Consider the following 23,142-nt stretch of genomic DNA (forward strand, 5'->3'; position numbering starts at 1 on the left):
ATGATGGCATATGACTTAATAACACTTTGTTATTAGGTTATATGCCTTTTGTTATATCATGGATATAAATTTTTGATAATACTTCTTATTATGTTGTAATGATATTCTTTATCTAGAATAACATTAAATATAAAGGAGGTTTTATATATGCAAGCAAAGTGCCAAGTTGATATGACTTATGGTGATACTTCTAAACAATTATTTATGTTTACTATTCCTATTTTATTATCTCAAATCTTACAACAATTCTATAATATCGCAGACACAGCAATCATAGGTAGATATATAGGTACAGATGCACTAGCAGCTATAGGCTCCACAGGTCTATTAATATCAGTTATAGTTAACTTTTTTATAGGGCTATCAACAGGTGTAAGTGCAGTTATCGCGAATCAATTTGGGGCTAATGAATATGACAAACTTAAAAAAAGTATATCAACATTACTTGCAGTAAGCGTATTATTGGGAATAGTATTTACAATAGGAAGTCTTATATTTATGAAACCTATTATTAATATACTTCAAACACCTAAAGGTGTATATTCTTTGGCTATAGACTATCTAAAAATATGTTTCTTAGGAATAACATTTCAACTTTTATATAATATCGGAACAGCAATACTAAGAGCTCTCGGCAATACAAAAGACCCGCTATATTTCTTAATATTTTCATGCATATTAAATTTAATATTAGATATTTTATTTATAGTTTATTTTGGCTGGGGTGTAAAAGGGGCAGCAATAGCAACATTAATTTCGCAAATATTAGCTACACTTTTAGTTATGTATAAGATAATGTCTTTGGATGATAATTGTAAACTTAGTTTAAAACAAATCAAAATTTATAGAGGATATACAAAAGATATATTTTTAGTTGGACTACCAGCAGGATTACAGGCAATTTTTATGAGCATTTCATCTTTAATTATTCAATCTAGTATAAATTCGTTTGGTGCAGAGGCTATGGCTGGTATGACTATCTTTGCGAAGGTGGAAGGATTTTTATATTTTCCACTTTTCTCACTTGGGCTAGCTGTAACTGGATTTGTTGGACAGAACTTTGGGGCAAAGGAATATGAAAGAGTAAAGGAAGGAATAAATATAAGTCTGAAGATAAGCGTTTATACTTCTCTTATTTTTATAATTATTTTAAATATATTTGCACCATATATTTTAAGATTGTTCACAAATGATGCAGCAGTTATAAAAGTTGGGCTTGAAAGTATAAGGATTGTATTTCCTTCATATGTTTTATATGCTATGAATCAAATCTATATTGGAAGTTTAAGAGGGATAGAAAAAACATTTGAACCAATGCTCATATCGTTATTTGCTCATTGTATTTTTAGAGTAATATGGTGCTTTGTTTTATTACAATACTTCCACGATATGAAAGTTATTTATAGTAGTTACTCTGTCAGTATAGTCTTAATGTTTGTTCTATATTATACATCTTATAAAAGAAATATCTATAAGAAATATTTTAATAAAAAAGAAGTAATAGATGTAAATTAAATATTATTAAACATTATGGAAAACAGTAGAATAATTAAAAAATAATAGGTATAAAGCGAGGAAAATAAATCATGCTTTATATCTATTATTTTTTTATTTACTTATAACTTCAAGTTAAATAAGCGAAAAAATATATCTAAAACAAAATGATTATATCTAAATTCAACTTTATATAAAACAAAAAAGTAAGATATTAAAAAATAAAAATGAAATAATTTTTTAAAAAATTGCATAATTCTGAAAACTTAACTATAATAAAGATTATATCATATACAGATGTCGACTGAGAAAAAACTTTATTTGAAAGAAATGTATTCAATATACTTAAGGGGGAATTGAGATGAAGGGAAAACAAACTATACAGAATGTTGGATTACCAGAAAAGCAAGGCCTGTATGATCCAAAGTTTGAAAAAGATAATTGTGGTATAGGTTTTATTGCAAATATAAAGGGAGAAAAGTCACATGAAATAGTAGAAAAGGGACTATTAATTTTAAAAAATTTATCTCATAGAGGGGCAACTGGATGTGATGAAACTACTGGAGATGGAGCCGGTATAATGATTCAAATACCGCATGAATTTTTTAAAAAGAAATGTAGGGAAAATAAAATTGATTTACCACAAGAGGGAAAATATGCAGTAGGTATGGTATTTTTACCTCGTGAATCTGATGAAGATTTAGAATGTGAAGGTATTTTTGAAACAATTTTGAGAAAAGAAAAATTAAAACTTTTAGGCTGGAGAGATGTTGAGGTTGACCGAAATGCAATTGGAGAGATCGCAAAAGGTAGTGAACCTTTAATAAAACAAGTATTTATAGATAAGGAAGATTATACGACTGAAGAATTTGAGAGAAAATTATTCATAGTTAGAAAAAAAGCTGAGAAAGAAGTTAGAAACTCTAAAATGCATAATAAAGGATATTTTTATATACCGAGTTTATCTAGCAGAACAATAATTTATAAAGGATTACTTTTGGCTAGACAGATAGGAAGTTTTTATAAAGATTTAGAAGATAAAGATTTTAAGTCAGCATTAGCTTTAATACATCAACGTTATTCAACAAATACATTTCCTACTTGGGATTTGGCACAGCCTTTTAGATATTTGGCTCATAATGGTGAGATAAACACTATTATGGGAAATAGAAATTGGATGAATGCTAGAGAAGGTGTACTAAAATCAGATAAATTTAAAGATGGTTTAGAAGAATTGTTCCCAATTTTAACGCCAAATTGCTCAGATTCTGCAACATTAGATAATGCATTTGAGCTTTTGATATCAACAGGAAAATCTTTGACTGAGGCAATGACTATGCTCATTCCACAAGCATGGAATAACAATGAATTAATGGACAAAAAAGAAAAGGCATATTATAACTACCATGCTACGATAATGGAACCATGGGATGGACCAGCAGCAATAGCTTTTACAAATGGGGTACAATTAGGAGCAATGTTAGATAGAAATGGACTTAGACCATCAAGATATACAATAACGAAAGATGGATTTGTTATATTAGCATCAGAAACTGGTGTATTAGAAACAGAACCATCAAACGTTGAATATAGTGGTCGCTTAGAGCCAGGTAAAATATTTATGCTTGATTTGGAACAAGGAAGAATAATTCCAGATGATGAAATTAAAAAAGGATTATTTGAATCATATGATTATGAGGATTGGCTTAAACGCAATAAAATAACTATGGATATGATTGCAAAACCATCATATCTACCAAAAGGTGATGAGGATACTTTATTACAAAGACAGCAAGCATTTGGATACACTTATGAAGATATAAAAATAGTTTTAGCACAAATGGCTAAGGATGGAAGTGAACCACAAGGTTCTATGGGAGATGATACACCTCTTGCGGTTTTATCCAAAAGACCACAACTACTTTATAACTACTTTAAACAATTATTCGCACAAGTGACAAATCCACCAATAGACCCAATAAGAGAAGAATCTATAATGAGTTTAGTTACAATTGTTGGGCAAAAAGCAAACTTACTCGATAATGATAAAAAAGATTATAAATTTATACAATTAGATAGTCCAATATTGTCTGATGTAGATTTAGAAAAAATAAGCAAGATAAACAACCAAAGCTTAAGAGCTGTAAAAATACCAATGCTATTTAGATCACCTGGTACAGGGAAAGATTTGGTCGAGGCATTAGATTTATTATGTCAAAGGGCAAAAGACGCAATAATAGAAGGATATAATGTAATAATTTTATCAGACAGAAATATAAACAAACAACAAGCACCTATCCCAGCATTATTAGCAACTAGTGCTTTACAACATTATCTAATAAAAAATAAGCTGAGAACTAATGTAAATATAATTTTGGAAACTGGAGAAGCCAAAGAAGTTATGCATTTTGCATTATTAATAGGATATGGTGCTACAGCAATCAACCCTTACCTAGCTTATGAAACTATAGAACAACTAGCAAAGAAAGAATTATACGTTGGTCATAAATCATCAGAACAATTAAAAGAAAATTATAATAAAGCTATTTGTCATGGATTATTAAAGATAATATCAAAGATGGGAATATCTACAATCCAAAGTTATAGAAGTGCACAAATATTTGAATGTATTGGCATTAATAGTGATGTTGTAAATAAATATTTTACAGGAACACCAACAAGGATTGAAGGAATAGGACTTGATATAATTGCAAAAGAAACTTTAGAAAGACACAATATTGCATATAACAAATTAAGAAATCCAATAGATACACTAGAACTCGGTGGAAAATATAATTATAGAAGAAATGAAGAAAAACATATGTTTAATCCTTATACAATAACTACCTTACAAAAAAGTGTTAGAGAAAATAATTATAAATTATTCAAGGATTTTTCAAAGGCTATAGATAACCAAGCTGAAGAGTTATGTACTATACGTGGATTGCTTAAATTTAAAGATTCAGAAAGCATCTCTTTAGATGAAGTTGAACCAGTATCAGAGATTGTTAAGCGATTTGTAAGTGGAGCAATGAGTTTTGGTTCACTTAGTAAAGAGGCTCATGAAACACTAGCAACAGCAATGAATACATTAGGTGGACGTTCAAACACTGGTGAAGGTGGGGAGGATTCTAATAGATTTAAAACTATAACTATGAGTGCAACAAAACAAGTTGCATCAGGACGATTTGGTGTTACAACAGAGTACTTAGTAAATGCTAAAGAAATACAGATAAAAATGGCTCAAGGTGCAAAACCTGGAGAAGGTGGTAGACTTCCAGGTAAAAAAGTAAATGAGAAAATAGGGAAAGTACGCCATGCAATACCCGGAATAGATTTAATATCACCACCGCCACATCATGATATATATTCAATAGAAGATTTGGAACAGTTAATTCATGATTTGAAAAGTGTAAACCCACAAGCTAATATATCAGTAAAATTAGTCTCAGAAGTTGGTGTTGGAACAGTTGCAGCAGGTGTTGCAAAGGCAAAAGCAGATATCATATTAATATCAGGATATGATGGAGGTACAGGCGCAGCGCCTTACACATCAATAAGATATACGGGTGGACCTTGGGAATTAGGTCTTTCAGAAGCTCATCAAGTCCTTCTTATGAACAACTTAAGAAGTAGGGTAACATTACAAACAGATGGACAGATGAGAACTGGAAAAGATGTTGTAGTTGCAGCATTATTAGGTGCCGAAGAATTTGGATTTGCTACAACACCACTTGTAGTTATGGGATGTATGATGATGAGAAAATGTCACTCAAATACATGTCCAATGGGAGTTGCAACACAAAATCCAGAATTAAGAAAAAAATTTAAAGGTAAGGTAGAACATCTTATAAATTATTTTACATTCGTTGCGACAGAGGTAAGAGAAATCATGGCACAGCTTGGATTTAGAACTATGGATGAAATGATAGGTAGGGTCGATAAATTAGAAATAAATGAGCTTTTAACAAACGAGAAAACTAAAAATCTAGATTTTTCTTCAATACTTTATAGACCTAATCTACCAGAGAGAATAGTTGGTAGAAAGATAATGGAGCAAGACCATGGAATAGATAATGCATATGATTTAAAATTAATTGAATTTGCTAAAGTCAGTTTAGAAAATAAAACTAAAGTAACTGGTGATTTTAAAATAAAAAACATAAATCGTACAGTTGGAACTATGTTGAGTGGCGAAATCGCAAAATGCTATGGAGCAGAGGGGTTACCTGACGATACAATAACTTTAAACTTAACTGGAAGTACAGGTCAGAGTTTTATGGCTTTTGGAATGAAAGGAATAACAATTAATTTGACAGGTGAATGCAATGATTATGTTGGAAAGGGACTTTCAGGAGCTAAGATAAAAGTTAAACTTCCTAAAGAATGTACTGTAAAATCAGATAAAAATATAATTGTAGGCAATACAGTTTTATATGGAGCAACTAGTGGTGAATTTTATGCTAACGGAAAAGCAGGTGAAAGATTTGCAGTTAGAAATTCTGGTGCAACAGCAGTTGTAGAAGGCGTAGGAGATCATGGATGTGAATATATGACAGGAGGAACAGTAGTTATATTAGGAGATATAGGTAGAAACTTTGCCGCTGGTATGAGTGGAGGAAAAGTGTTCGTATATGATCCAAAGCATTCACTAAATACAAAATTAAATCCAGGAGTACTAGACACTTCAGATATTGAAAACATAATAGATACTGAGGATGAAGAATTACTAAAATATTTAATTGAAAGACATTTTGAATATACTCAAAGTAAAAAATCAAAAATGATACTCGATAATTGGAATAAAGAAAAATTAAATATTTTAAGAGTTATACCTAAAGTATATAAAAAATTAATAAGTGAATATCAAGTAGTATAAGGAGGGCAAATATGGGAAAAGAAACTGGTTTTATAGAGTATGAACGTGAGAATCAGACTAAACGTCCAGTAAAGGAGCGTATAAAAGACTTTAATCAGATATATATACCAATGAATTATGAAAAAGTAAGAATACAGGCAGCTAGATGCATGGACTGTGGAGTACCATTTTGCACATCTGAATATGGATGTCCACTTGGAAATGCTGCACCAGAAATTAATGATTTAGTATATAGAGGACAATGGAAAGAGGCACTAGATAGATTACTTCAAACAAATAATTTCCCTGAATTTACAGGGACTGTCTGTCCAGGTTTATGTGAAAAGGCATGTGTGTTAGGAGCTATAAAAGAGCCTGTTGGATGCAAAAATATGGAGCTTAGTATAATTAATAAAGCTTTTGAAGAAGGGTGGATAACTGCAAAACTACCACTAATAAGAATAGGAAAAAGTGTTGCGATAATTGGTTCGGGTCCTGCAGGTCTTGCCTGTGCAGACCAATTAAACAAAGCAGGATATGATGTAACTGTATTTGAAAGAGATGATGTTATAGGTGGACTCTTAGTATATGGAATTCCAGACTTTAAGCTAGAAAAATGGGTTGTAGATAGAAGGATTGATTTATTAAAACAAGAGGGAATAAAGTTTAAAACAAATATATGGGTAGGAAGAGACTATCCAGCTAGAATATTAAAAAAAGAGTACGATATAATTGTTTTAACTGGTGGAGCAACTCAAGCAAGAGATTTACCTATACCGGGACGTTCTTTAAAAGGTCTTCATTTTGCTGTTGATTATTTAAAACAACAAAATAAGAGAAATCGAGGACTAGACGTTGATGAGGAAGAAATTATAGCTACTGACAAGAACGTAATTGTAATTGGTGGTGGAGATACAGCTAATGACTGTGTTGGAACAGCGATAAGACAAGGGGCGAAAAATGTATATCAACTCCAAAGATCATCAGAGAGCGAAAGGGACTTAAAAGGTGCTAGTTTCTGGGGAAAAATTTATGCAATGACTAAGAATCCAGTATTTGAAGAAGGTGGAATAAGGGAGTATTCTGTAAAACCTACAGCATTTAGTGGCGAAGGAGGAATAGTTCATAAACTACATGCAGTTAAATTAGATGAAAATAGAAAAGAAATACCTGATTCAGATTTCGAAATTGAATGTGATTTAGCATTATTTGCATTAGGATTTTTACATCCAGAACATGAGACTTTATTACATGATTTAGGTGTAGAACTTGATGAAAGAGGTAATGTAGCTACTGATAAATTTAGAAGAACTTCTGTTAAAGGTATATACGCAGCAGGTGATATGAGAAGTGGTCAATCATTAGTATGCAAATCAATTGCTGATGGAAGAAAAGTAGCAAAAACAATTGATTTAGATATTATGGGGCAAACAAATTTAAGATAAATTAAAAAATGCTATGAGTGATTCTTATTACTTATAGCATTTTTTGTATGCTTTTAAAACCCCAAAATTCATAAAAATCTAATATAATTATAATATGATTAGAAATAAAGTATTTCTTTATACAGGGGAGGATAAAATATGAGAGATTTCATTATTTCAACGGATTCTACAGCAGATTTACCAACAAAATACTTAGAAGAAAATAATATAGTAGTGCATCCTCTATATTATATAGTAGACAGAAAAGAATATATCCCAGGCGTAGATGATATGCCGGTGAAGGATTTTTATCAAGCATTAAGAGATGGCAAAATGCCTACAACAAGTGCATCAAATCCAATAAATATAATTTCTAGATTTCAAAAGGAAATAAATGAAGAACATGATATACTTCACCTAAGTTTTTCATCTGGTTTAAGTTCTAGCTATAATAATGCACAAATGTGTGCAGAAAAAATAATGGAAGAGGAGCCAGAATCTAAGATAATAGTAGTTGATACACTATCAGGTACAGTTGGTCAGGGAATATTACTTATGCATGCTGTAGATATGAAAAAACAAGGAAAAACTATAGAAGAAATTGCTAAGTGGTTAAATGATAATAAAAAGCATGTAATACATGAATTTACAGTTTCTGATTTAAATCATTTATATCGAGGGGGACGACTTTCAAAAGCGAGTGCAGTTTTAGGAACAATGCTAAATATACAACCTATACTGCATATGGATGATAAAGGTGGATTAGCAGCTATAGGAAAGGTTAGAGGACGAAAAAAAGCACTACATACATTAGTTGATAATATAGAAAAAAAATCAGATGTAACAAATTTAAAACAGGTATTTATATCTCATGGAGATTGCATTGAAGATGCCGAATATGTAGCAGAAAAAATAAAACAAAAATATGGAGTAGATGATTTTCTAATATCAGATATATGTCCAACTATAGGAGCTCATACAGCACAAGGGGCAGTAGTTGTGGCTTATTTAGGAAATAATAGAGAAGAATAAATAAAAAAGAAGATAGCAAATATTTTTTGTTATCTTCTTTTTTAAATTTGAAAAATTATATTTTTAGTTTAGTAATTTCTTTAATTCATCTACACGACTTTGAGAACCAACAGCAACCATATTATTTATAAATATAACATCTTTAATTTCATGTTCTTTTATAAAATCATTAAGATTACCATTAAAATATCTTGGGTCTATTACATAAACCTCTGAATAATTTTGAGTTAATAAAGGAGCAAATGCATTACCATAAGATTCTTTTATAACAACAACCTTTTTACTACTATCAACATCAGGATTTTTGATTATAGTAAGAGGATTATCACCATGAAGGAAAGTACCATATGCATTTGAACCTGTAGAGTAATCTGAATAAGGAGACGCCTCAAAGCTCTTTGTCAATGAACTATTTTCGTAAATTGTTGCAGTTAAATCAGCACCAACAGATCGATATTCAACTACATCCGGGTCATCAGCTAATTTTTGGTCTTTAGAAGCAGAGTAGTAAGTACCTAAGAATCCTTCAACTTTTTTCAAAGGATAATCTTTTAACTTAAATGGTTTTAAGTCAGCTGCTTCACAATATTTAGTATAAGCATAATATGCACCAAGTTGTGTCCAGTGATGATCCGATTTAAAGTAGATATATTCTGTTTTATGTTTTTTTAGAATAGAATAAGCATCTACTGGAGTTACATTATTACCTATTTTGCTATTAACTAAGTCAATTGCTGGTTTTTCTTTTGCAGATAAGTTTTGATACTTAGATGGTAATGCAAACTCAACATGTGTAGGAACTAAAATATTATACACATTTGCACCTTTTAAAGTATCACCAAATTTCTTAATTGTTTCTGCGTAATCATTGATAGTCGGTTCATTAAATCCGTACGCTTCACAAACTATGTTGTCGATACTTAATAAAGTACCGATTTGTTCAACATTTTTATACATATCTTTGTCTGAATCACTATCATCATCTTTAGCAGTTGCACTTTGGTTAGTAGCATTATTAGATACAACTGTCATTTTTATTTCACTTTCAACTCCTTTAAGACCGTCTATAGAATCTGATAAAGCAAGGAATTGATCTCTATGTACAAAGTTATCTTTGTAAAATTCATCTATTTTTGAGAAGTATGTACCGCTAAGTAAATCTTCTGATGTCATTTCTGATATCTTAGGAAAACTTGCTAGTTTTCTTTTTTCTTGTTGAGATACACCACCATTAGTTGTAAAGAACATAGATACAAAGAAGAACATCATAATTAAGCCGCACACACCAATATTTAGATAATCACTAAGTTTTGGTTTTCTTGTAGTGTTACTATTTTTTAAATTATCATATTTTTTTGCTGTATTATTCATGTTATACCCCCTAGAATCTATAATATAAGAATGGATTATAGCTTTCTCCAACTAACATAGATATTATACAGAATATTAATGATACATTAAAAATGATTTGTACAAAATCTAAATTACCATTTACTACTTTATTGTCATTTAACTTCTGGAATAACATTTTTGGAACAGGAGTAGATGCAATTATGCAAAGAACTACAAATGTTACATTACTCATAAATGTTATCGGAAGTGTATCAGAGTAAAGTGGGTTATTATTTAAACCTACTAATGCTTTTAAGAAAGTTCCAAGACTATTTAAGTCGACATAGTAGAATATTGCCCAACCTACCATTATTACAATCATTGCAAAGAACCATTGAATAACTTGTGGTAATTTTTTTGTAAATTTGAAGAATACTTTTTTCTCTAAGTAAATTATTGTACCAAAGTATAATCCCCATATTATAAAGTTCCAACTAGCTCCATGCCAGAACCCTGTTAAGAACCAAACAACAAATATATTTAATAATTGTCTTTTACGGTTACCCCCAAGAGGTATATATACATAATCTCTGAAGAATGAACCTAAAGACATATGCCATCTTCTCCAAAATTCAGTAGCAGATTTTGATATGTATGGATAATTGAAGTTTTCACAGTATGTAAATCCAAATATTTTACCAAGACCAATCGCCATATCTGAATATCCTGAGAAGTCAAAGTATATTTGAATAGTGTACATGAAAAGTCCGAACCAAGCATCTAATACACCCATTGAAGCTAACTTGCCGTCCAAGAAAGTTGAAACTAATGTAGCAGCTGTATTAGCTATTATAACTTTTTTAGCTAAACCTACTATAAATCTGTTTATACCTTGAGATATATTTACAATACTAACTTCCCTATGATCAATTTCTCTTTCTATATCGATATATCTAACAATAGGCCCCGCAATTAATTGTGGATATAAAGATACATACATTAAGAATTTTGCAAAACTCTTTTGAGAATCAACTCTATTACAATACACATCTATAACATAAGATACTATTTGGAATGTATAGAATGAGATTCCTATTGGTAAAGAGATTTGAGGGACAGGTAAATTTAAATGAAGTAAGTAATTGATATTGCTTACGAAGAAACCTGCATATTTAAATATCCCTAATAAACCAAGATTAATTATTAATGAAATAATCAAATATAATTTTTTCTGCTGTTTAGTCTCGCTTTTATCTATTGAAATAGCAAAGATATAACCTATAAATGAACTAAATATCAATAAAGCTACACATATAGGTTCTCCCCAAGCATAGAATAACAGTGAAAAAACTATAAGTATAATATTTTTTGTTTTTAAATTTCTAGATAGAAAATAACATATTATGTTTGCTGGTAAAAAAGCAAACATAAATAATAAATTTGAAAATACTATTTTAATCACCCTCCCAATTTATAAAATACTTTAATTGCCTTATTAGGCAATATATACCAGCATATTATAACATAAGTTGAGGTTTTACGACAGAGTTTTATGTCTTATTTTACCATTAGTTGCAGTGAGGAAAAGTCTATAAAAATAATGAAATTTCAACATTATTAGATGTGGATTGAGGAAAATGATGAATAAGATATGTTAAAAAAATATAACATTAGCTATTTTTATAACGGAATACATAAGTGATAGGTGATATAATTTACAATATATGGTTATAAAACTCGATATATTATAATTACAGATGAATTTGGTAATTATACAAAATAATATAAAAATAAGTAAATAGGGGAAAGTAAAAGGAGAAACAGATGGATATATTAGAAAATTTAAGGGAACAAGACATAAGAGAATCATTAATAAAAGATATTGAATATTTTAGAAAAGAATATGATGTAAAAGATGAATTAAAAGAGAGGGTTACAAAATCACCAGCATTTTTCATAGGAAAAGATATCTTAGAGATGTGCATAACAGGGATTTTGGAAGAGGAAAATATATTATTATCAGGGCCAAAGGCAACCGGTAAAAATTTATTATCTGATAATCTATCAGAGATATTTGGAAGACCACAATGGAATACTTCATTTCATATAAATACAGATAGTGCATCTTTAATAGGTACAGATACTTTTATAGATAATGAAGTTAAACTTAGACGTGGGTCAGTATATGAATGTGCAGTGAATGGAGGGTTTGGAATATTTGATGAGATAAATATGGCTAAAAATGATGCAATTGTAGTACTTCACTCAGCACTTGATTATAGAAGAGTTATAGATGTTCCAGGATATGAAAGAATAAATCTACACCCAGCAACTCGATTTATAGGAACAATGAATTATGAATATGCTGGAACAAAAGAATTAAATGAAGCATTAGTTTCAAGATTTTTAGTAATTGATATGCCGGCAGTAGACGAAGAAAAATTAAAAATGATATTAAAAAGAGAATTCCCTAGTGTAGATGATGAAAAACTATATCAATTTATAGGAATATTCTTAGACTTACAATTAAAAGCAGAAAATGGAGAAATATCAACAAAAGCAATAGATTTAAGAGGAATGATAGGTGCATTAAAAACTATAAAAAGAGGACTAAAACCGACTCTAGCAATTAATATGGGGATTACAGGAAAGACTTTTGATATTTATGAAAAGGAAATGGTATCAGACATTATAAGAACTAGAATTCCAGAAGGATGGGAAAGTCATGATATATTCCCAAATGATTAGTTTATGCAGATTGAAAATGCTTAAATATTAATTAAAAGGGTGATGAATATGACAAATAGTTTAAAATGGATATTTAATGAATATGAGTTTGATAATAGGGTTAATAATTTAGCTTGGACAGTCGCAGGAAAGTATGATGAAGATATTGATATATCAGAAAAAGATTATACTTCAAAAGATGCATCTATGTATTATGCGATAATTGCAGGCGCAATGAGAAAATATATAGATTGGGAGACTGTTAAGAAATACTTAGTTAATAGAATGAAATCTGGATATAACAAAGACATCTTATGTACAATTATTCAAATAGTATTAAATGATATTGTAGAGAAAAAAGTTATAGAAGAAAGACCAGGAGTAATTGATATTAGAAATAAAGCGTATGATGACATCTTAAAAAGTTATTCCAAAATACATAAAGAAGATATTTTAAAATTATTAAAATATACATATGTCCTTCAACGAATGGATAGACATCCAGTTATGGATAGATTAGTTAGAAAAATACTTAGAGAAATTAATAATATTGATGTACATGGAGATATAATGGAAATCTTGAAAAAGGTAGATGAAATATATCTCACATATTTTCAATATATACTAGATAGCCAAAATCAAAATGTAGAATTTGTAGAAGATAATATAAAAAATGTAGAAGTAGATTTTGATACATTTGCAGATTTTATGTTAGAAGAATTATATGATGACCAAGAGGTAGAAAATGTTGAAACAGAGATTAATAACTTTACTGGCGGTATGTTGGTAGATGGTTTAGGCGACGAAAAAGAAGATATAAATTTAGAATCTACACCACATAGAGTATTATATGTAAATGAAGAAATGCTAAATAAGATATATAAAAGAGTAGAATACTATTATGGAAAATCATACTTAAATGAAGGCGATAGAAGAAAAATAGAATCTAGAAATTGTAGAAATGTTCATGAAGGATGCAGACTTCATTTTACTGATGGAGTTTTGAGATCACATTGTGAAAATGCGTTCCAATTAAAATATGTAACTAGACAAAAGGATAATAACTTATTTGAATTTCAATATAAAATGAAGGTATATAGAAGACAAATAAATAAGCTTAGAGAATGTTTTTCTAGATTATTAATAGAAGAAAGTTCGTCTGATAGACTTTATTCTGATTGCGGAACAATATATGCAAATAAAGCGTGGAGAATAGGACGAAGTAGTAATAACAAGATATTTTATAAAGATGTAGACAATGGAAAAGGAAGATATGTTATAGATATACTACTCGATTCAAGTGGTTCACAAACATCAAAACAATTTATGGTTGCGATACAAGCATATATATTATCTGCTGCACTTACACTCGCTGGGATTCCAAACAGAGTTATGGGGTTTCAAAGTTTTCTTGATTATACAATATTAAAACGATTTAGGGATTATAACGATAATGTCAGAAAGTGTGAGGATATATTTGAATATTACTGTTCTGGAAATAATCGAGATGGTCTTGCGATAAAAGCAACTTGTGATGGACTATTAGAAAGAGAAGAAGAAAATAAAATTTTAATTGTACTTAGTGACGGTAAACCAAACGATGTAAAAATAGGTAAAGACAGTTCAAGAAGTATAAGAGGAGAAATGTCTTATAAAGGTATAGTAGGAATTAAAGATACTGCTATGGAAGTTAGAAAAGCTAGAAAAAGAGGAATAATGGTATTAGGAGTTTTTACAGGAAAAGAAATTGACCTAGAGGCAGAAAAGAAAATCTATGGAAAAGACTTTATTTATATAAAAGATATACAGAGATTTTCAGATATTGTATCTACCTATTTGAAAAAGGTAATAATTAACTAGATAACTAAACGGAATTAATAAATTAAAAAAGACTTTATAAGCTATATCAAAAATATAAAATCGTAATTAGAATTAAAAAACAACATATTATATAGTTAAACTTACATAATCATATAATTACAATGTAATATTAATTTAAAATATAAAAAGATTATAGACTATAACAAATTGGAATTGTGAAAACCATCACATTTTGTCTGTTTATGCTATACTTTAAATATATTCTCAAGATGGAATATGTTGGTATTAAAATTAAAATTTTTTAGGTTCTACATTAGATTAATAGGGAAAGAGGTGTAAATCCTCTACAGCCCCCGCTACTGTAATGTTGACGATTCCCTCAGTTACCACTGTGATCTAAAATCATGGGAAGGGAGGGATAGAATGAGACTAAGTCAGGAAACCTGCCTAATAAATAAAAGAATTTCTCCGGGGTTGGAGATAATATCTTAATTAAGGAATAATTTTTAAACTTATTTAAGGATATTGCCTAACTCAGAGTAGTTAGGTTTTTTATTTTTAGAATTATTATTTAAATAATGGGAGTTATAGACAAAATTTATTATCATAAATAAGATATTATCAGTTCTTAATACACAACATTTTCAAATATATTATTTTTAAGGGGTAGGTAAATGAGATTACAAAAGACTAATGTGAAATGGTGTATGTTAGCAGCATTTATGCTAGTATTAGCTCCGACAGTTTCAGGCGCTATGCATATTATGGAAGGATTCTTACCAGTAAAATGGGCAGTAATTTGGTATGTACTATTTATACCATTCTTTGTTGTAGGTTTAAAAAATATAACAAAAGTAGTAAAAGAACATCCAAAGAAAAAATTATTGCTAGCTTTATGTGGTGCATTTGTATTTGTGCTTTCAGCATTAAAAATACCTTCTGTAACAGGAAGTTGCTCACATCCAACAGGGGTAGGACTAGCATCAATATTATTTGGACCTAGCGTAACAGTTGTATTAGGAACAATAGTGTTATTATTCCAAGCGTTATTATTAGCTCATGGGGGAATAACAACTTTAGGCGCAAATGCATTTTCAATGGCGATATTTGGGCCAATCATATCATATTTAATTTGGAAATTATGCAAAGATAAAATCAATAAAAATGTTGCAGTATTTTTAGCAGCATCAATAGGAGATTTAGCTACATATACTTTAACTTCATTACAATTAGGGTTAGCATTCCCTGATCCAGTTGGTGGATTTGCAGTATCTGCTATTAAATTCTTAGGAATATTCTTTATAACTCAAATTCCAATAGCAATAGCAGAAGGGTTATTAACAACTATAATCTATAACTTTATAACTGAAAATGAAGATAAGGAGGTACTAGCATAATGACAACTCATGAAACAAAATCAAAAAAAGGTAATAGTACAAAATTAAATATAATACTATTACTATTAGTATTAGCTATAATAGTAGTGCCTCAAGTAATACAAAGTGATGCAGAATTTGGTGGAGCAGATGGTGAAGCTGAAGCAGCTATCACAGAAATAAATCCAGATTATCAACCATGGTTTAGCAGTTTCTTTGAACCAGCTAGTGGAGAAATCGAAAGTTTACTATTCGCATCTCAAGCAGCACTAGGTGCTGGTATAGTTGGTTACTACATAGGAGCTACTAGAACTAAACATAAAATGAGGGAAGAAAAATAATTTATAATACATTTAGTTTAAGGTATTAGTGAATTCAAATAAATTTAGAAAGAAGATAAATTAATGATAATAGATGATTATGCTTATAAGAATAAATTATTTAAGGTTAACCCTAATATAAAATTTAGTGTAGGTATGTTATTTTTAATAATATCATTAATTAGTCCTTACAACATATTATCAGTATTGATAATATTAGGTATGAGTATTACAATAGTTGGAATTGCCAAAATAGAGGTAAAAGACTATATACATTTAATAAAAATACCATTTGCATTTTTATTAATAAGTATAATTATGATTTTAATAAACTTTTCAACTGATAAATCGATTTTACTTCATTATATAAAAGTGGGAAATTTATATATAGGTGTTTCTAATACATCTATAGACACATCTATACATTTGTTTTTCAGGGCATTGTCTTGTTTAACATGCATATATTTTATAATGTTGACAACACCTTTTAATCAACTTATATTTATATTCAAAAAATTACACTTGCCAGATGTAGTTTTAGAGATATCAATGCTTATGTATAGATTCATATTTATATTTATGGAGGAAGTATTAGATATAAGAACTTCCCAAGAACTTCGCTTTGGATATATAAATTTAAAAAATGGATACCATTCATTTGGGCTTTTAGTAAATATGTTATTCAAGCGAATGATGATAAGATATGATGAAATGAGTATAGCCTTAGATATGAAATTATTTGATGGTACATTCCATATAGTAGGGGATAGTAAAGATGTTTAAAATAAATAATTTAACATATCAATATGATAAAACAAGAAAAGCACTCGACAATGTAAGTATGGACTTTAATAAAGGTGACATTATCGGAATCATTGGATCTAATGGTTCTGGCAAATCAACTTTATTTAATAACCTTATGGGGATATTAAAATCTACAGAAGGAGAAATACTCTATAATGGAGAACAAATAAAGTATGATAAGAAAAGCTTATATAATCTAAGAAAGGAAGTTGGAATAGTATTTCAAGATCCTGAAAAGCAGATATTTTACTCAATGGTTTATGATGATATAGCTTTTGCACTTAGAAATATAGGTATGGATGAAAAAACAATAAAAGATAGAATCCATACTGCTTTAGAAGCAGTCAATGGTTTACAATTTATAGATAGACCAGTTCATAATTTGAGCTTTGGTCAAAAGAAAAGAGTTGCAATAGCATCCGTAGTAGCTATGGAAAATAAATTAGTATTATTAGATGAACCTACAGCAGGTTTGGATCCAATAAGTACTAGAGCTATTGTAGATATAATAAAAGGTCTTAATGATAGAGGTGTAAAAATCATAATATCAAGTCATGATATGAATTTAATTTATGAAATATGTGACTATGTATATGTACTGAATCAAGGAGTTTTAATAAATGAAGGTACAAGAGCTGAAGTTTTCGTAAATGAAGAAAAAATAAACGAAGCAGGACTTGAGTTACCTTGGCTTGTAAAACTTCACAAAAATATGGGATTACCTCTATTTCCAAAAGAAGAAGACCTATACAGCTTTTGGAATAAACAAGCACAGAAGACTGTATAAATGAGAACGCCCTCAACCTATTTTATGACAAAATAGTTTGAAAATAAAATAACCCTTAACCTATAATAGGTACCCCAGGATTACTCCAAAAATCTCTGGGGATTTTTTTTATACTTTTCTAGATAAGCTATACTTTGTATAACTTTAATAATGTATATAATAATGATAAAGGTATTTTCAGAAGGACTAAAATATGCTCCAAAATTAAATGCACATATATCTTATAATAAAGATACAAAAGAAGGTGAAATAAGAACTATAGAAAATATAAATGTAAATATGCCTTGGATTTTACCAAGTGGAAAAATGATGACAATAACTATATCTAATATTGGTTCAACATATAGAGAACAAAGGGGAACAATTTCAATGTTAGATATTATTCCACCACAGGTTTGTGTGATTGGATTTGTTGCAATTCAAGAAAAGCCGGGAGTATATACAAATGAACAAGGAGAAAAAACTATTGGAATTAGAAAAATACTTCCAATATGTATTGCATTTGATCACAGAGCATTAGATTTTGGAGAGGTTATACCATTTATAAAAAAACTAGATAGCATATTTGAAAATCCAGATATAATAGGCGAATTGTAATGAAAATTTAAAGTAAAAGGGGGTGTCATACTAAGAAATAGAGCGATGCCCTTTTTGTTAAAAAAAATAAATCCCAAGTTCAAAAGATCTTGGAATTTTTTGTATAATAATTGTATGGCCAAACACAATACTATACAAGTAGATTATACTATTTCAAAAAATAATTATCAATTAAAATCATTATTAAATATTGATTCTTTAATACCAAAAGATGATTCTGTGAGGTTGTTAAGTCAAATTATAGAGGAGATGAATTTAGAAAAATTATATCAGACTTATTCTCGTATTCGAGGAAATTCAGCAACCCCAAGACAACTTTTGAAAATTGTAATATACGCAAATATGAATAATATATCCTCATTTATATTAAAATGTGAAAATGATTTTGGAATCAAAGTAATTTACAAAAATAAGATTAAAAAGTATCATTTGAAAAAACTCTTAAAAAAGCTTAAACGCTTATCAATTAAATAAAATATAGTTTTTGTCCATGATAAAGGAAGAAGGAAATTACTTATTCAAAAACAGATAAAAGCAACATCTTCTTTTTACTTTAAGGTTATGCGGCCTCTAATTCTTTTTTAGCAAACATATTATCATACATATATTCTTTTCTGTATTTATAAATATAAATTAAAGATATAAGTAAAGTAACTATTTCTGCAAAAGGAACTACCATCCATACTCCATTTACTCCGAAGAAGTTAGGGAATATAATCATTCCAACTATAAATAATATAAATGTTCTAAGTGATGATATAATAGCAGACACTTTCCCATTAGAAAATGCAGTAAACATTCCAGATGCAAATATATTTATACCATTAGATAAAAAACCAAATGAGAATATCATAAAAGCATTTTTTGTAATACCGAATAAAGAGCTTTCTTTTGGTGTAAATATAGTTATAAGAATATCAGCATTTTGTCTAGATAAAACAAATGTAAATACTGCGAATACAGAAATTATAACTAAACTATACTTTATAATATTCTTTAACTGATTTTCATTTCTACTTCCATAATTAAAACTTATTCTAGGTTGCACACCAGAAGTGAATCCCATATAAGCTGAGTTTAACAATAATTGTATATATAAAATTATAGTTATTGATGCGACACCATCTTCACCTAATAATTTAATTAAAACTATATTATATACAAATGTTGTAATACAGTTTGATATTTGTGTAATCATTTCTGAGTAACCGTTGGAACAACAGTTAGCTATTATATCAAATGTCAATTTTGGTTTAACACAATGTAGAGTATGGTTTTTATTTAAGAAATAGAAAACTCCTATAAATGAAGGAATTGCATATCCAATACAAGTTGCAATAGCAGCTCCTCTTATACCCATATTTAATTTAACTATAAATATATAGTCTAAAATTATATTTACTATACCACCTAATAAACTACTGAATAATCCAAGTTGTGCAGCCCCTGCTGTAACAAGGAAATAATCAAAAAAGAATTTTAATATTATAAATGGTGTAAATAATATCATGAAAAGTAAGTATTCCTTACAATAAAAATATAATGCATCAGTTGAACCAAGAATATAAATTATTTGTTTCATAAAAATAATCGTTATAACTTCGATAACGATACCGATTATTAATGCACTAATAGTGATTAATGTGAAATTTTCTCTTGCCTCATCGATTTTGTTTTCACCAAGTTTTTTTGCTACTATAGCACTTCCTCCCGTTGCAAACATAGTTCCAACGCCTAAAACTAAATATATAACAGGATATACTATATTAACTGCAGATAAGGCACTAGCACCTACAAACCTAGAAATAAACATACCATCTATAATTGTATATAGAGAAAAACATATCATCATTATTACTGTTGGCAAAGTATATTTAACTAAAGATGTAAGTGTTATTTTGTTTTGTAATGTATTGTTCATATAACCTCCTTGAAAAAAGTATTAAGTTTTTATATAGTATATACTAAAGTATTCTGTTACAGGATAGTCAATAGGAGGATTGAAATTTGAAAGATAATTACTTTTCAACTGGTGAGTTTGCAAAATTATGCAATGTTAATAAGAAGACTCTTTTTCACTATGACGAAATAGGACTTTTTAAACCTGAAATAGTTAAGGAAAATGGATATAGGTATTATTCTATTTATCAATTAGAAATTTTTGATATGATCTATACACTTAGAGATTTAGGTGTTCCATTAAAAGAAATCAAATCATTTATGGATAAAAGAAATCCAAATAGTGTAGTCGAACTTTTTGAATATAAAACTAATGAAATCGAAAATGAAATTAAATTACTTAGACGAAAACAAGAAATAATGTCTAATAAAATGAAACTTATAAAACAGCATAATTTAGAGATTATAGGTTATTCATATGAAGAGGTATTACTAGATTTAGTATCAGTACAAGAGATGAATGACTATATAATAAAAGTTTCTATTCAAATAAAATAATATATTTTTTAGATAAAGTATAAATAGAGGTAGGATGTTAGACATAACATACCTACCTTTTAAAATGTTAGTAATTAAGGATTTTATAGAAAATTTACAAATAAAAAGCTACATGATGTAATACTTGACAAATAAAAAAAATAATAATATCATTGTATTAAAGTATTAATACAATGATGAGGAGGTGTTAATATGAAATGGCAGATAGATAATAATAGACCTGTTTATATACAACTAGTTGAGCAACTAAGAATGAAGATAATTTCAGGGGAAATTGAATTAGATTCAAAGTTAGATTCTGTTAGAAGTTTAGCAGCAGATGCTATGGTAAATCCAAATACAATGCAAAAGGCATTAGCTGAGCTAGAGAGAGAAGGATTTGTATATTCAAAACGAACTAGTGGAAGATTTGTAACAGATAATAAAGAATTAATAGAAAAAGAAAGAAAAAATTTAGTTAAAGATAATGTAAAAAAAACATTGGATACTTTAATTAATTTGGGTTATACGAATGAGGAAATTCTAAATTTAGTAGGAGAAATCTTGAGGGAGGATAATAATGAATAATATAGTAGAGTTTAAAAATGTTTACAAGAAATATGGTAAAACAGATGCATTAAAAGGAATTGATATAAAAATTCCTAAAGGAAAAATAGTTGGGCTTTTAGGACCAAATGGAAGTGGAAAAACAACTATGATAAAAATAATAAATGGTTTACTTACAACAACTGAAGGAGAAGTTCTTATAAATGGTATGAAACCAGGTATAGAAACTAAAAAAATAGTTTCATACTTACCAGAAAGAACTTACCTTAATGATTGGATGAAGGTAAAAGATATAATTGATTTCTTTAAAGATTTTTATAAAGATTTTGATGAGGTTAAAGCTCTTCAAATGTTAAGAACTTTAGACATAGATGAAAATAGAAGATTAAAAACTCTATCAAAAGGGACAAAAGAAAAAGTTCAATTAATATTAGTTATGGCTAGAAAAGCTGATTTATATATATTAGATGAACCAATTGGAGGAGTTGATCCAGCCGCAAGAAGTTTTATATTAGATACAATACTTAAAAATTTCGATGAAAATTCAACTTTACTGATTGCAACACATTTAATAAGTGAAATAGAAAATATATGTGATGAAGTTATATTTTTATCATATGGAGAAATTGCTCTACAGGGTAATGTAGATGAAATTAGAGCAGAAAAACAAAAATCTATAGATGCTTTATTTAGGGAGGAATTTAGATGTTAGGAAAATTGATGCAATATGAAATTAAATCTTGCGGGAGAATATTTTTTCCATTTTATATAATGGGATTGATATTTTCACTTATAGCAGCATTATTTATAAATTTTGATAACTATGAACATAACTTTTCAGTACTATATATAGTAGGTATATTTGCAGGATTGGCATTATTTATAGCTGCAATTGTATTAACTATACTTCTTATAGTTCAAAGATTTAATAAGGGGCTTTTAGAAGATGAAGGGTATTTGATGTTTACGCTACCGGTAAGTCAAAAAACTTTAGTACTATCTAAATTCTTAACATCATTATTATTTATTATTTTAACATCAATTGTTGGAATGATTTGTATAGCTTTAGTTTCAGTTATGGTTGGATATAAAATGAGTGATGTTATAGATATTGGTTATGGTTTAAAAAATATGGGCTCTATTCTTTCAAAAAATGCAGGCGGAATTTTATTTTATATTTTAAGTTATATAGTAAATTATTCAGTATTTATATTAACAATATATTTAGCAATAACAATATGTCATCTACCAAAGCTATCAAAACATAAAGTATTATCAGGTTTAGTAGCTATGATTGTATTAACTATAATACAGTCTGCTATCGGAGGTATTTTTGATTATTTTATGACTAGTTCAAGAGTTGAAGCAATTGTGAATTTAGATATATTATTTTTAAATGTAGATAAACTTTTTGGAACGATATTATCTGTTGGAAGTTATGAAATTGGGATATTGATATTAAATGTTGTAATTGCATTAGCATTATTCTTTGGAACAACTACTTTATTAGAGAAAAAACTTAATTTAGAATAAAAATTGATTGAGTTGAAATATATAGAATTAATAT

General features: G+C 28.7%; 19 protein-coding genes and 1 riboswitch. Of the genes, 16 read left to right on the forward strand and 3 right to left on the reverse strand.

The genetic code is table 11. The features are described 5' to 3' along the window. Positions 1-147: 147 nt before the first annotated feature. From RDX53_RS03145 to RDX53_RS03160, 4 genes are all read left to right on the forward strand, one after another. On the forward strand, positions 148-1,515 hold the full coding sequence (locus RDX53_RS03145) for an MATE family efflux transporter (RefSeq protein ID WP_195929372.1): 1,368 nt from the start codon (positions 148-150) through the stop codon (positions 1,513-1,515). Positions 1,516-1,855: 340 nt separating this feature from the next. Next, complete coding sequence (gene gltB, locus RDX53_RS03150; protein ID WP_307993700.1) at positions 1,856-6,373, forward strand: glutamate synthase large subunit; 4,518 nt, start codon at positions 1,856-1,858, stop codon at positions 6,371-6,373. Positions 6,374-6,384: 11 nt separating this feature from the next. Next, positions 6,385-7,797, forward strand: a complete 1,413-nt coding sequence (locus RDX53_RS03155; RefSeq protein ID WP_307993701.1) for a glutamate synthase subunit beta — start codon at positions 6,385-6,387, stop codon at positions 7,795-7,797. A gap of 138 nt (positions 7,798-7,935) precedes the next feature. Next, complete coding sequence (locus tag RDX53_RS03160) at positions 7,936-8,808, forward strand: DegV family protein (RefSeq protein WP_195929642.1); 873 nt, start codon at positions 7,936-7,938, stop codon at positions 8,806-8,808. Positions 8,809-8,871: 63 nt separating this feature from the next. On the opposite strand, the gene RDX53_RS03165 is transcribed toward RDX53_RS03160, so the two are convergent. Beyond that, positions 8,872-10,179, reverse strand: a complete 1,308-nt coding sequence (locus RDX53_RS03165; RefSeq protein WP_195929643.1) for a DHHW family protein — start codon at positions 10,177-10,179, stop codon at positions 8,872-8,874. 10 nt (positions 10,180-10,189) lie between these two features. Continuing rightward, entirely contained in the window at positions 10,190-11,602 is a 1,413-nt protein-coding gene (locus tag RDX53_RS03170; protein WP_295573778.1) for an MBOAT family protein, read from the reverse strand. 362 nt (positions 11,603-11,964) lie between these two features. On the opposite strand from RDX53_RS03170, the gene RDX53_RS03175 reads away from it, so the two are divergent. The 8 genes from RDX53_RS03175 to RDX53_RS03210 all read left to right on the forward strand — a co-directional run bounded on the left by RDX53_RS03175 (position 11,965) and on the right by RDX53_RS03210 (position 19,046). Next, the gene (locus RDX53_RS03175) at positions 11,965-12,888 is read left to right on the forward strand and encodes a MoxR family ATPase (RefSeq protein WP_195929644.1); all 924 of its coding nucleotides are present in this window, start codon (positions 11,965-11,967) and stop codon (positions 12,886-12,888) included. Positions 12,889-12,936: 48 nt separating this feature from the next. After that, positions 12,937-14,727: a nitric oxide reductase activation-like protein gene (locus tag RDX53_RS03180; protein WP_195929645.1), complete on the forward strand. Its 1,791-nt coding sequence runs from the start codon at positions 12,937-12,939 to the stop codon at positions 14,725-14,727. 247 nt (positions 14,728-14,974) lie between these two features. Continuing rightward, a riboswitch (cobalamin riboswitch) is annotated at positions 14,975-15,154 on the forward strand. Positions 15,155-15,395: 241 nt separating this feature from the next. Continuing rightward, complete coding sequence (locus RDX53_RS03185; RefSeq protein ID WP_330593223.1) at positions 15,396-16,085, forward strand: energy-coupling factor ABC transporter permease; 690 nt, start codon at positions 15,396-15,398, stop codon at positions 16,083-16,085. Continuing rightward, on the forward strand, positions 16,085-16,405 hold the full coding sequence (locus tag RDX53_RS03190) for an energy-coupling factor ABC transporter substrate-binding protein (protein ID WP_195929647.1): 321 nt from the start codon (positions 16,085-16,087) through the stop codon (positions 16,403-16,405). Before RDX53_RS03185 ends, RDX53_RS03190 begins: the two co-directional genes overlap by 1 nt. A gap of 63 nt (positions 16,406-16,468) precedes the next feature. Next, entirely contained in the window at positions 16,469-17,167 is a 699-nt protein-coding gene (gene cbiQ / locus RDX53_RS03195) for a cobalt ECF transporter T component CbiQ (protein ID WP_307993702.1), read from the forward strand. After that, positions 17,160-17,975 (forward strand): energy-coupling factor ABC transporter ATP-binding protein, encoded by an 816-nt coding sequence (locus RDX53_RS03200; RefSeq protein ID WP_195929649.1) that lies wholly within the window; start codon positions 17,160-17,162, stop codon positions 17,973-17,975. Before cbiQ ends, RDX53_RS03200 begins: the two co-directional genes overlap by 8 nt. Positions 17,976-18,137: 162 nt before the next feature. Continuing rightward, complete coding sequence (locus RDX53_RS03205) at positions 18,138-18,572, forward strand: 2-oxo acid dehydrogenase subunit E2 (protein WP_195929650.1); 435 nt, start codon at positions 18,138-18,140, stop codon at positions 18,570-18,572. Between the two features lie 54 nt (positions 18,573-18,626). After that, the gene (locus tag RDX53_RS03210) at positions 18,627-19,046 is read left to right on the forward strand and encodes a hypothetical protein (RefSeq protein WP_195929651.1); all 420 of its coding nucleotides are present in this window, start codon (positions 18,627-18,629) and stop codon (positions 19,044-19,046) included. Positions 19,047-19,131: 85 nt separating this feature from the next. On the opposite strand, the gene RDX53_RS03215 is transcribed toward RDX53_RS03210, so the two are convergent. Continuing rightward, positions 19,132-20,493, reverse strand: a complete 1,362-nt coding sequence (locus RDX53_RS03215; protein ID WP_195929652.1) for an MATE family efflux transporter — start codon at positions 20,491-20,493, stop codon at positions 19,132-19,134. An 86-nt stretch (positions 20,494-20,579) separates the two neighbouring features. On the opposite strand from RDX53_RS03215, the gene RDX53_RS03220 reads away from it, so the two are divergent. From RDX53_RS03220 to RDX53_RS03235, 4 genes are all read left to right on the forward strand, one after another. After that, positions 20,580-21,029, forward strand: coding sequence for a MerR family transcriptional regulator (locus tag RDX53_RS03220; protein WP_195929653.1), 450 nt, complete (start codon positions 20,580-20,582; stop codon positions 21,027-21,029). A gap of 192 nt (positions 21,030-21,221) precedes the next feature. Further along, positions 21,222-21,596, forward strand: a complete 375-nt coding sequence (locus tag RDX53_RS03225) for a GntR family transcriptional regulator (protein WP_195929654.1) — start codon at positions 21,222-21,224, stop codon at positions 21,594-21,596. Next, positions 21,589-22,287, forward strand: a complete 699-nt coding sequence (locus tag RDX53_RS03230) for an ABC transporter ATP-binding protein (RefSeq protein ID WP_195929655.1) — start codon at positions 21,589-21,591, stop codon at positions 22,285-22,287. The genes RDX53_RS03225 and RDX53_RS03230 overlap by 8 nt, the downstream gene beginning before the upstream one ends. Then, positions 22,281-23,108 carry a hypothetical protein gene (locus RDX53_RS03235; protein ID WP_195929656.1) on the forward strand — a complete coding sequence of 276 codons (828 nt, stop codon included), beginning with the start codon at positions 22,281-22,283 and terminating at the stop codon, positions 23,106-23,108. Before RDX53_RS03230 ends, RDX53_RS03235 begins: the two co-directional genes overlap by 7 nt. The last annotated feature ends 34 nt before the right edge of the window (positions 23,109-23,142 follow it).

The organism is uncultured Intestinibacter sp. (assembly GCF_902468165.1).
Classification (GTDB): domain Bacteria; phylum Bacillota; class Clostridia; order Peptostreptococcales; family Peptostreptococcaceae; genus Intestinibacter.

Bases quoted from the DNA above. Each gene is read 5' to 3' on its own strand.
- RDX53_RS03145 (WP_195929372.1), top strand. From the start codon at position 148: ATGCAAGCAAAGTGCCAAGTTGATATGACTTATGGTGATACTTCTAAA.
- gltB (WP_307993700.1), top strand. From the start codon at position 1,856: ATGAAGGGAAAACAAACTATACAGAATGTTGGATTACCAGAAAAGCAA.
- RDX53_RS03155 (WP_307993701.1), top strand. From the start codon at position 6,385: ATGGGAAAAGAAACTGGTTTTATAGAGTATGAACGTGAGAATCAGACT.
- RDX53_RS03160 (WP_195929642.1), top strand. From the start codon at position 7,936: ATGAGAGATTTCATTATTTCAACGGATTCTACAGCAGATTTACCAACA.
- RDX53_RS03165 (WP_195929643.1), bottom strand. From the start codon at position 10,179: ATGAATAATACAGCAAAAAAATATGATAATTTAAAAAATAGTAACACT.
- RDX53_RS03175 (WP_195929644.1), top strand. From the start codon at position 11,965: ATGGATATATTAGAAAATTTAAGGGAACAAGACATAAGAGAATCATTA.
- RDX53_RS03180 (WP_195929645.1), top strand. From the start codon at position 12,937: ATGACAAATAGTTTAAAATGGATATTTAATGAATATGAGTTTGATAAT.
- RDX53_RS03185 (WP_330593223.1), top strand. From the start codon at position 15,396: ATGTTAGCAGCATTTATGCTAGTATTAGCTCCGACAGTTTCAGGCGCT.
- RDX53_RS03190 (WP_195929647.1), top strand. From the start codon at position 16,085: ATGACAACTCATGAAACAAAATCAAAAAAAGGTAATAGTACAAAATTA.
- cbiQ (WP_307993702.1), top strand. From the start codon at position 16,469: ATGATAATAGATGATTATGCTTATAAGAATAAATTATTTAAGGTTAAC.
- RDX53_RS03200 (WP_195929649.1), top strand. From the start codon at position 17,160: ATGTTTAAAATAAATAATTTAACATATCAATATGATAAAACAAGAAAA.
- RDX53_RS03205 (WP_195929650.1), top strand. From the start codon at position 18,138: ATGATAAAGGTATTTTCAGAAGGACTAAAATATGCTCCAAAATTAAAT.
- RDX53_RS03215 (WP_195929652.1), bottom strand. From the start codon at position 20,493: ATGAACAATACATTACAAAACAAAATAACACTTACATCTTTAGTTAAA.
- RDX53_RS03225 (WP_195929654.1), top strand. From the start codon at position 21,222: ATGAAATGGCAGATAGATAATAATAGACCTGTTTATATACAACTAGTT.
- RDX53_RS03230 (WP_195929655.1), top strand. From the start codon at position 21,589: ATGAATAATATAGTAGAGTTTAAAAATGTTTACAAGAAATATGGTAAA.
- RDX53_RS03235 (WP_195929656.1), top strand. From the start codon at position 22,281: ATGTTAGGAAAATTGATGCAATATGAAATTAAATCTTGCGGGAGAATA.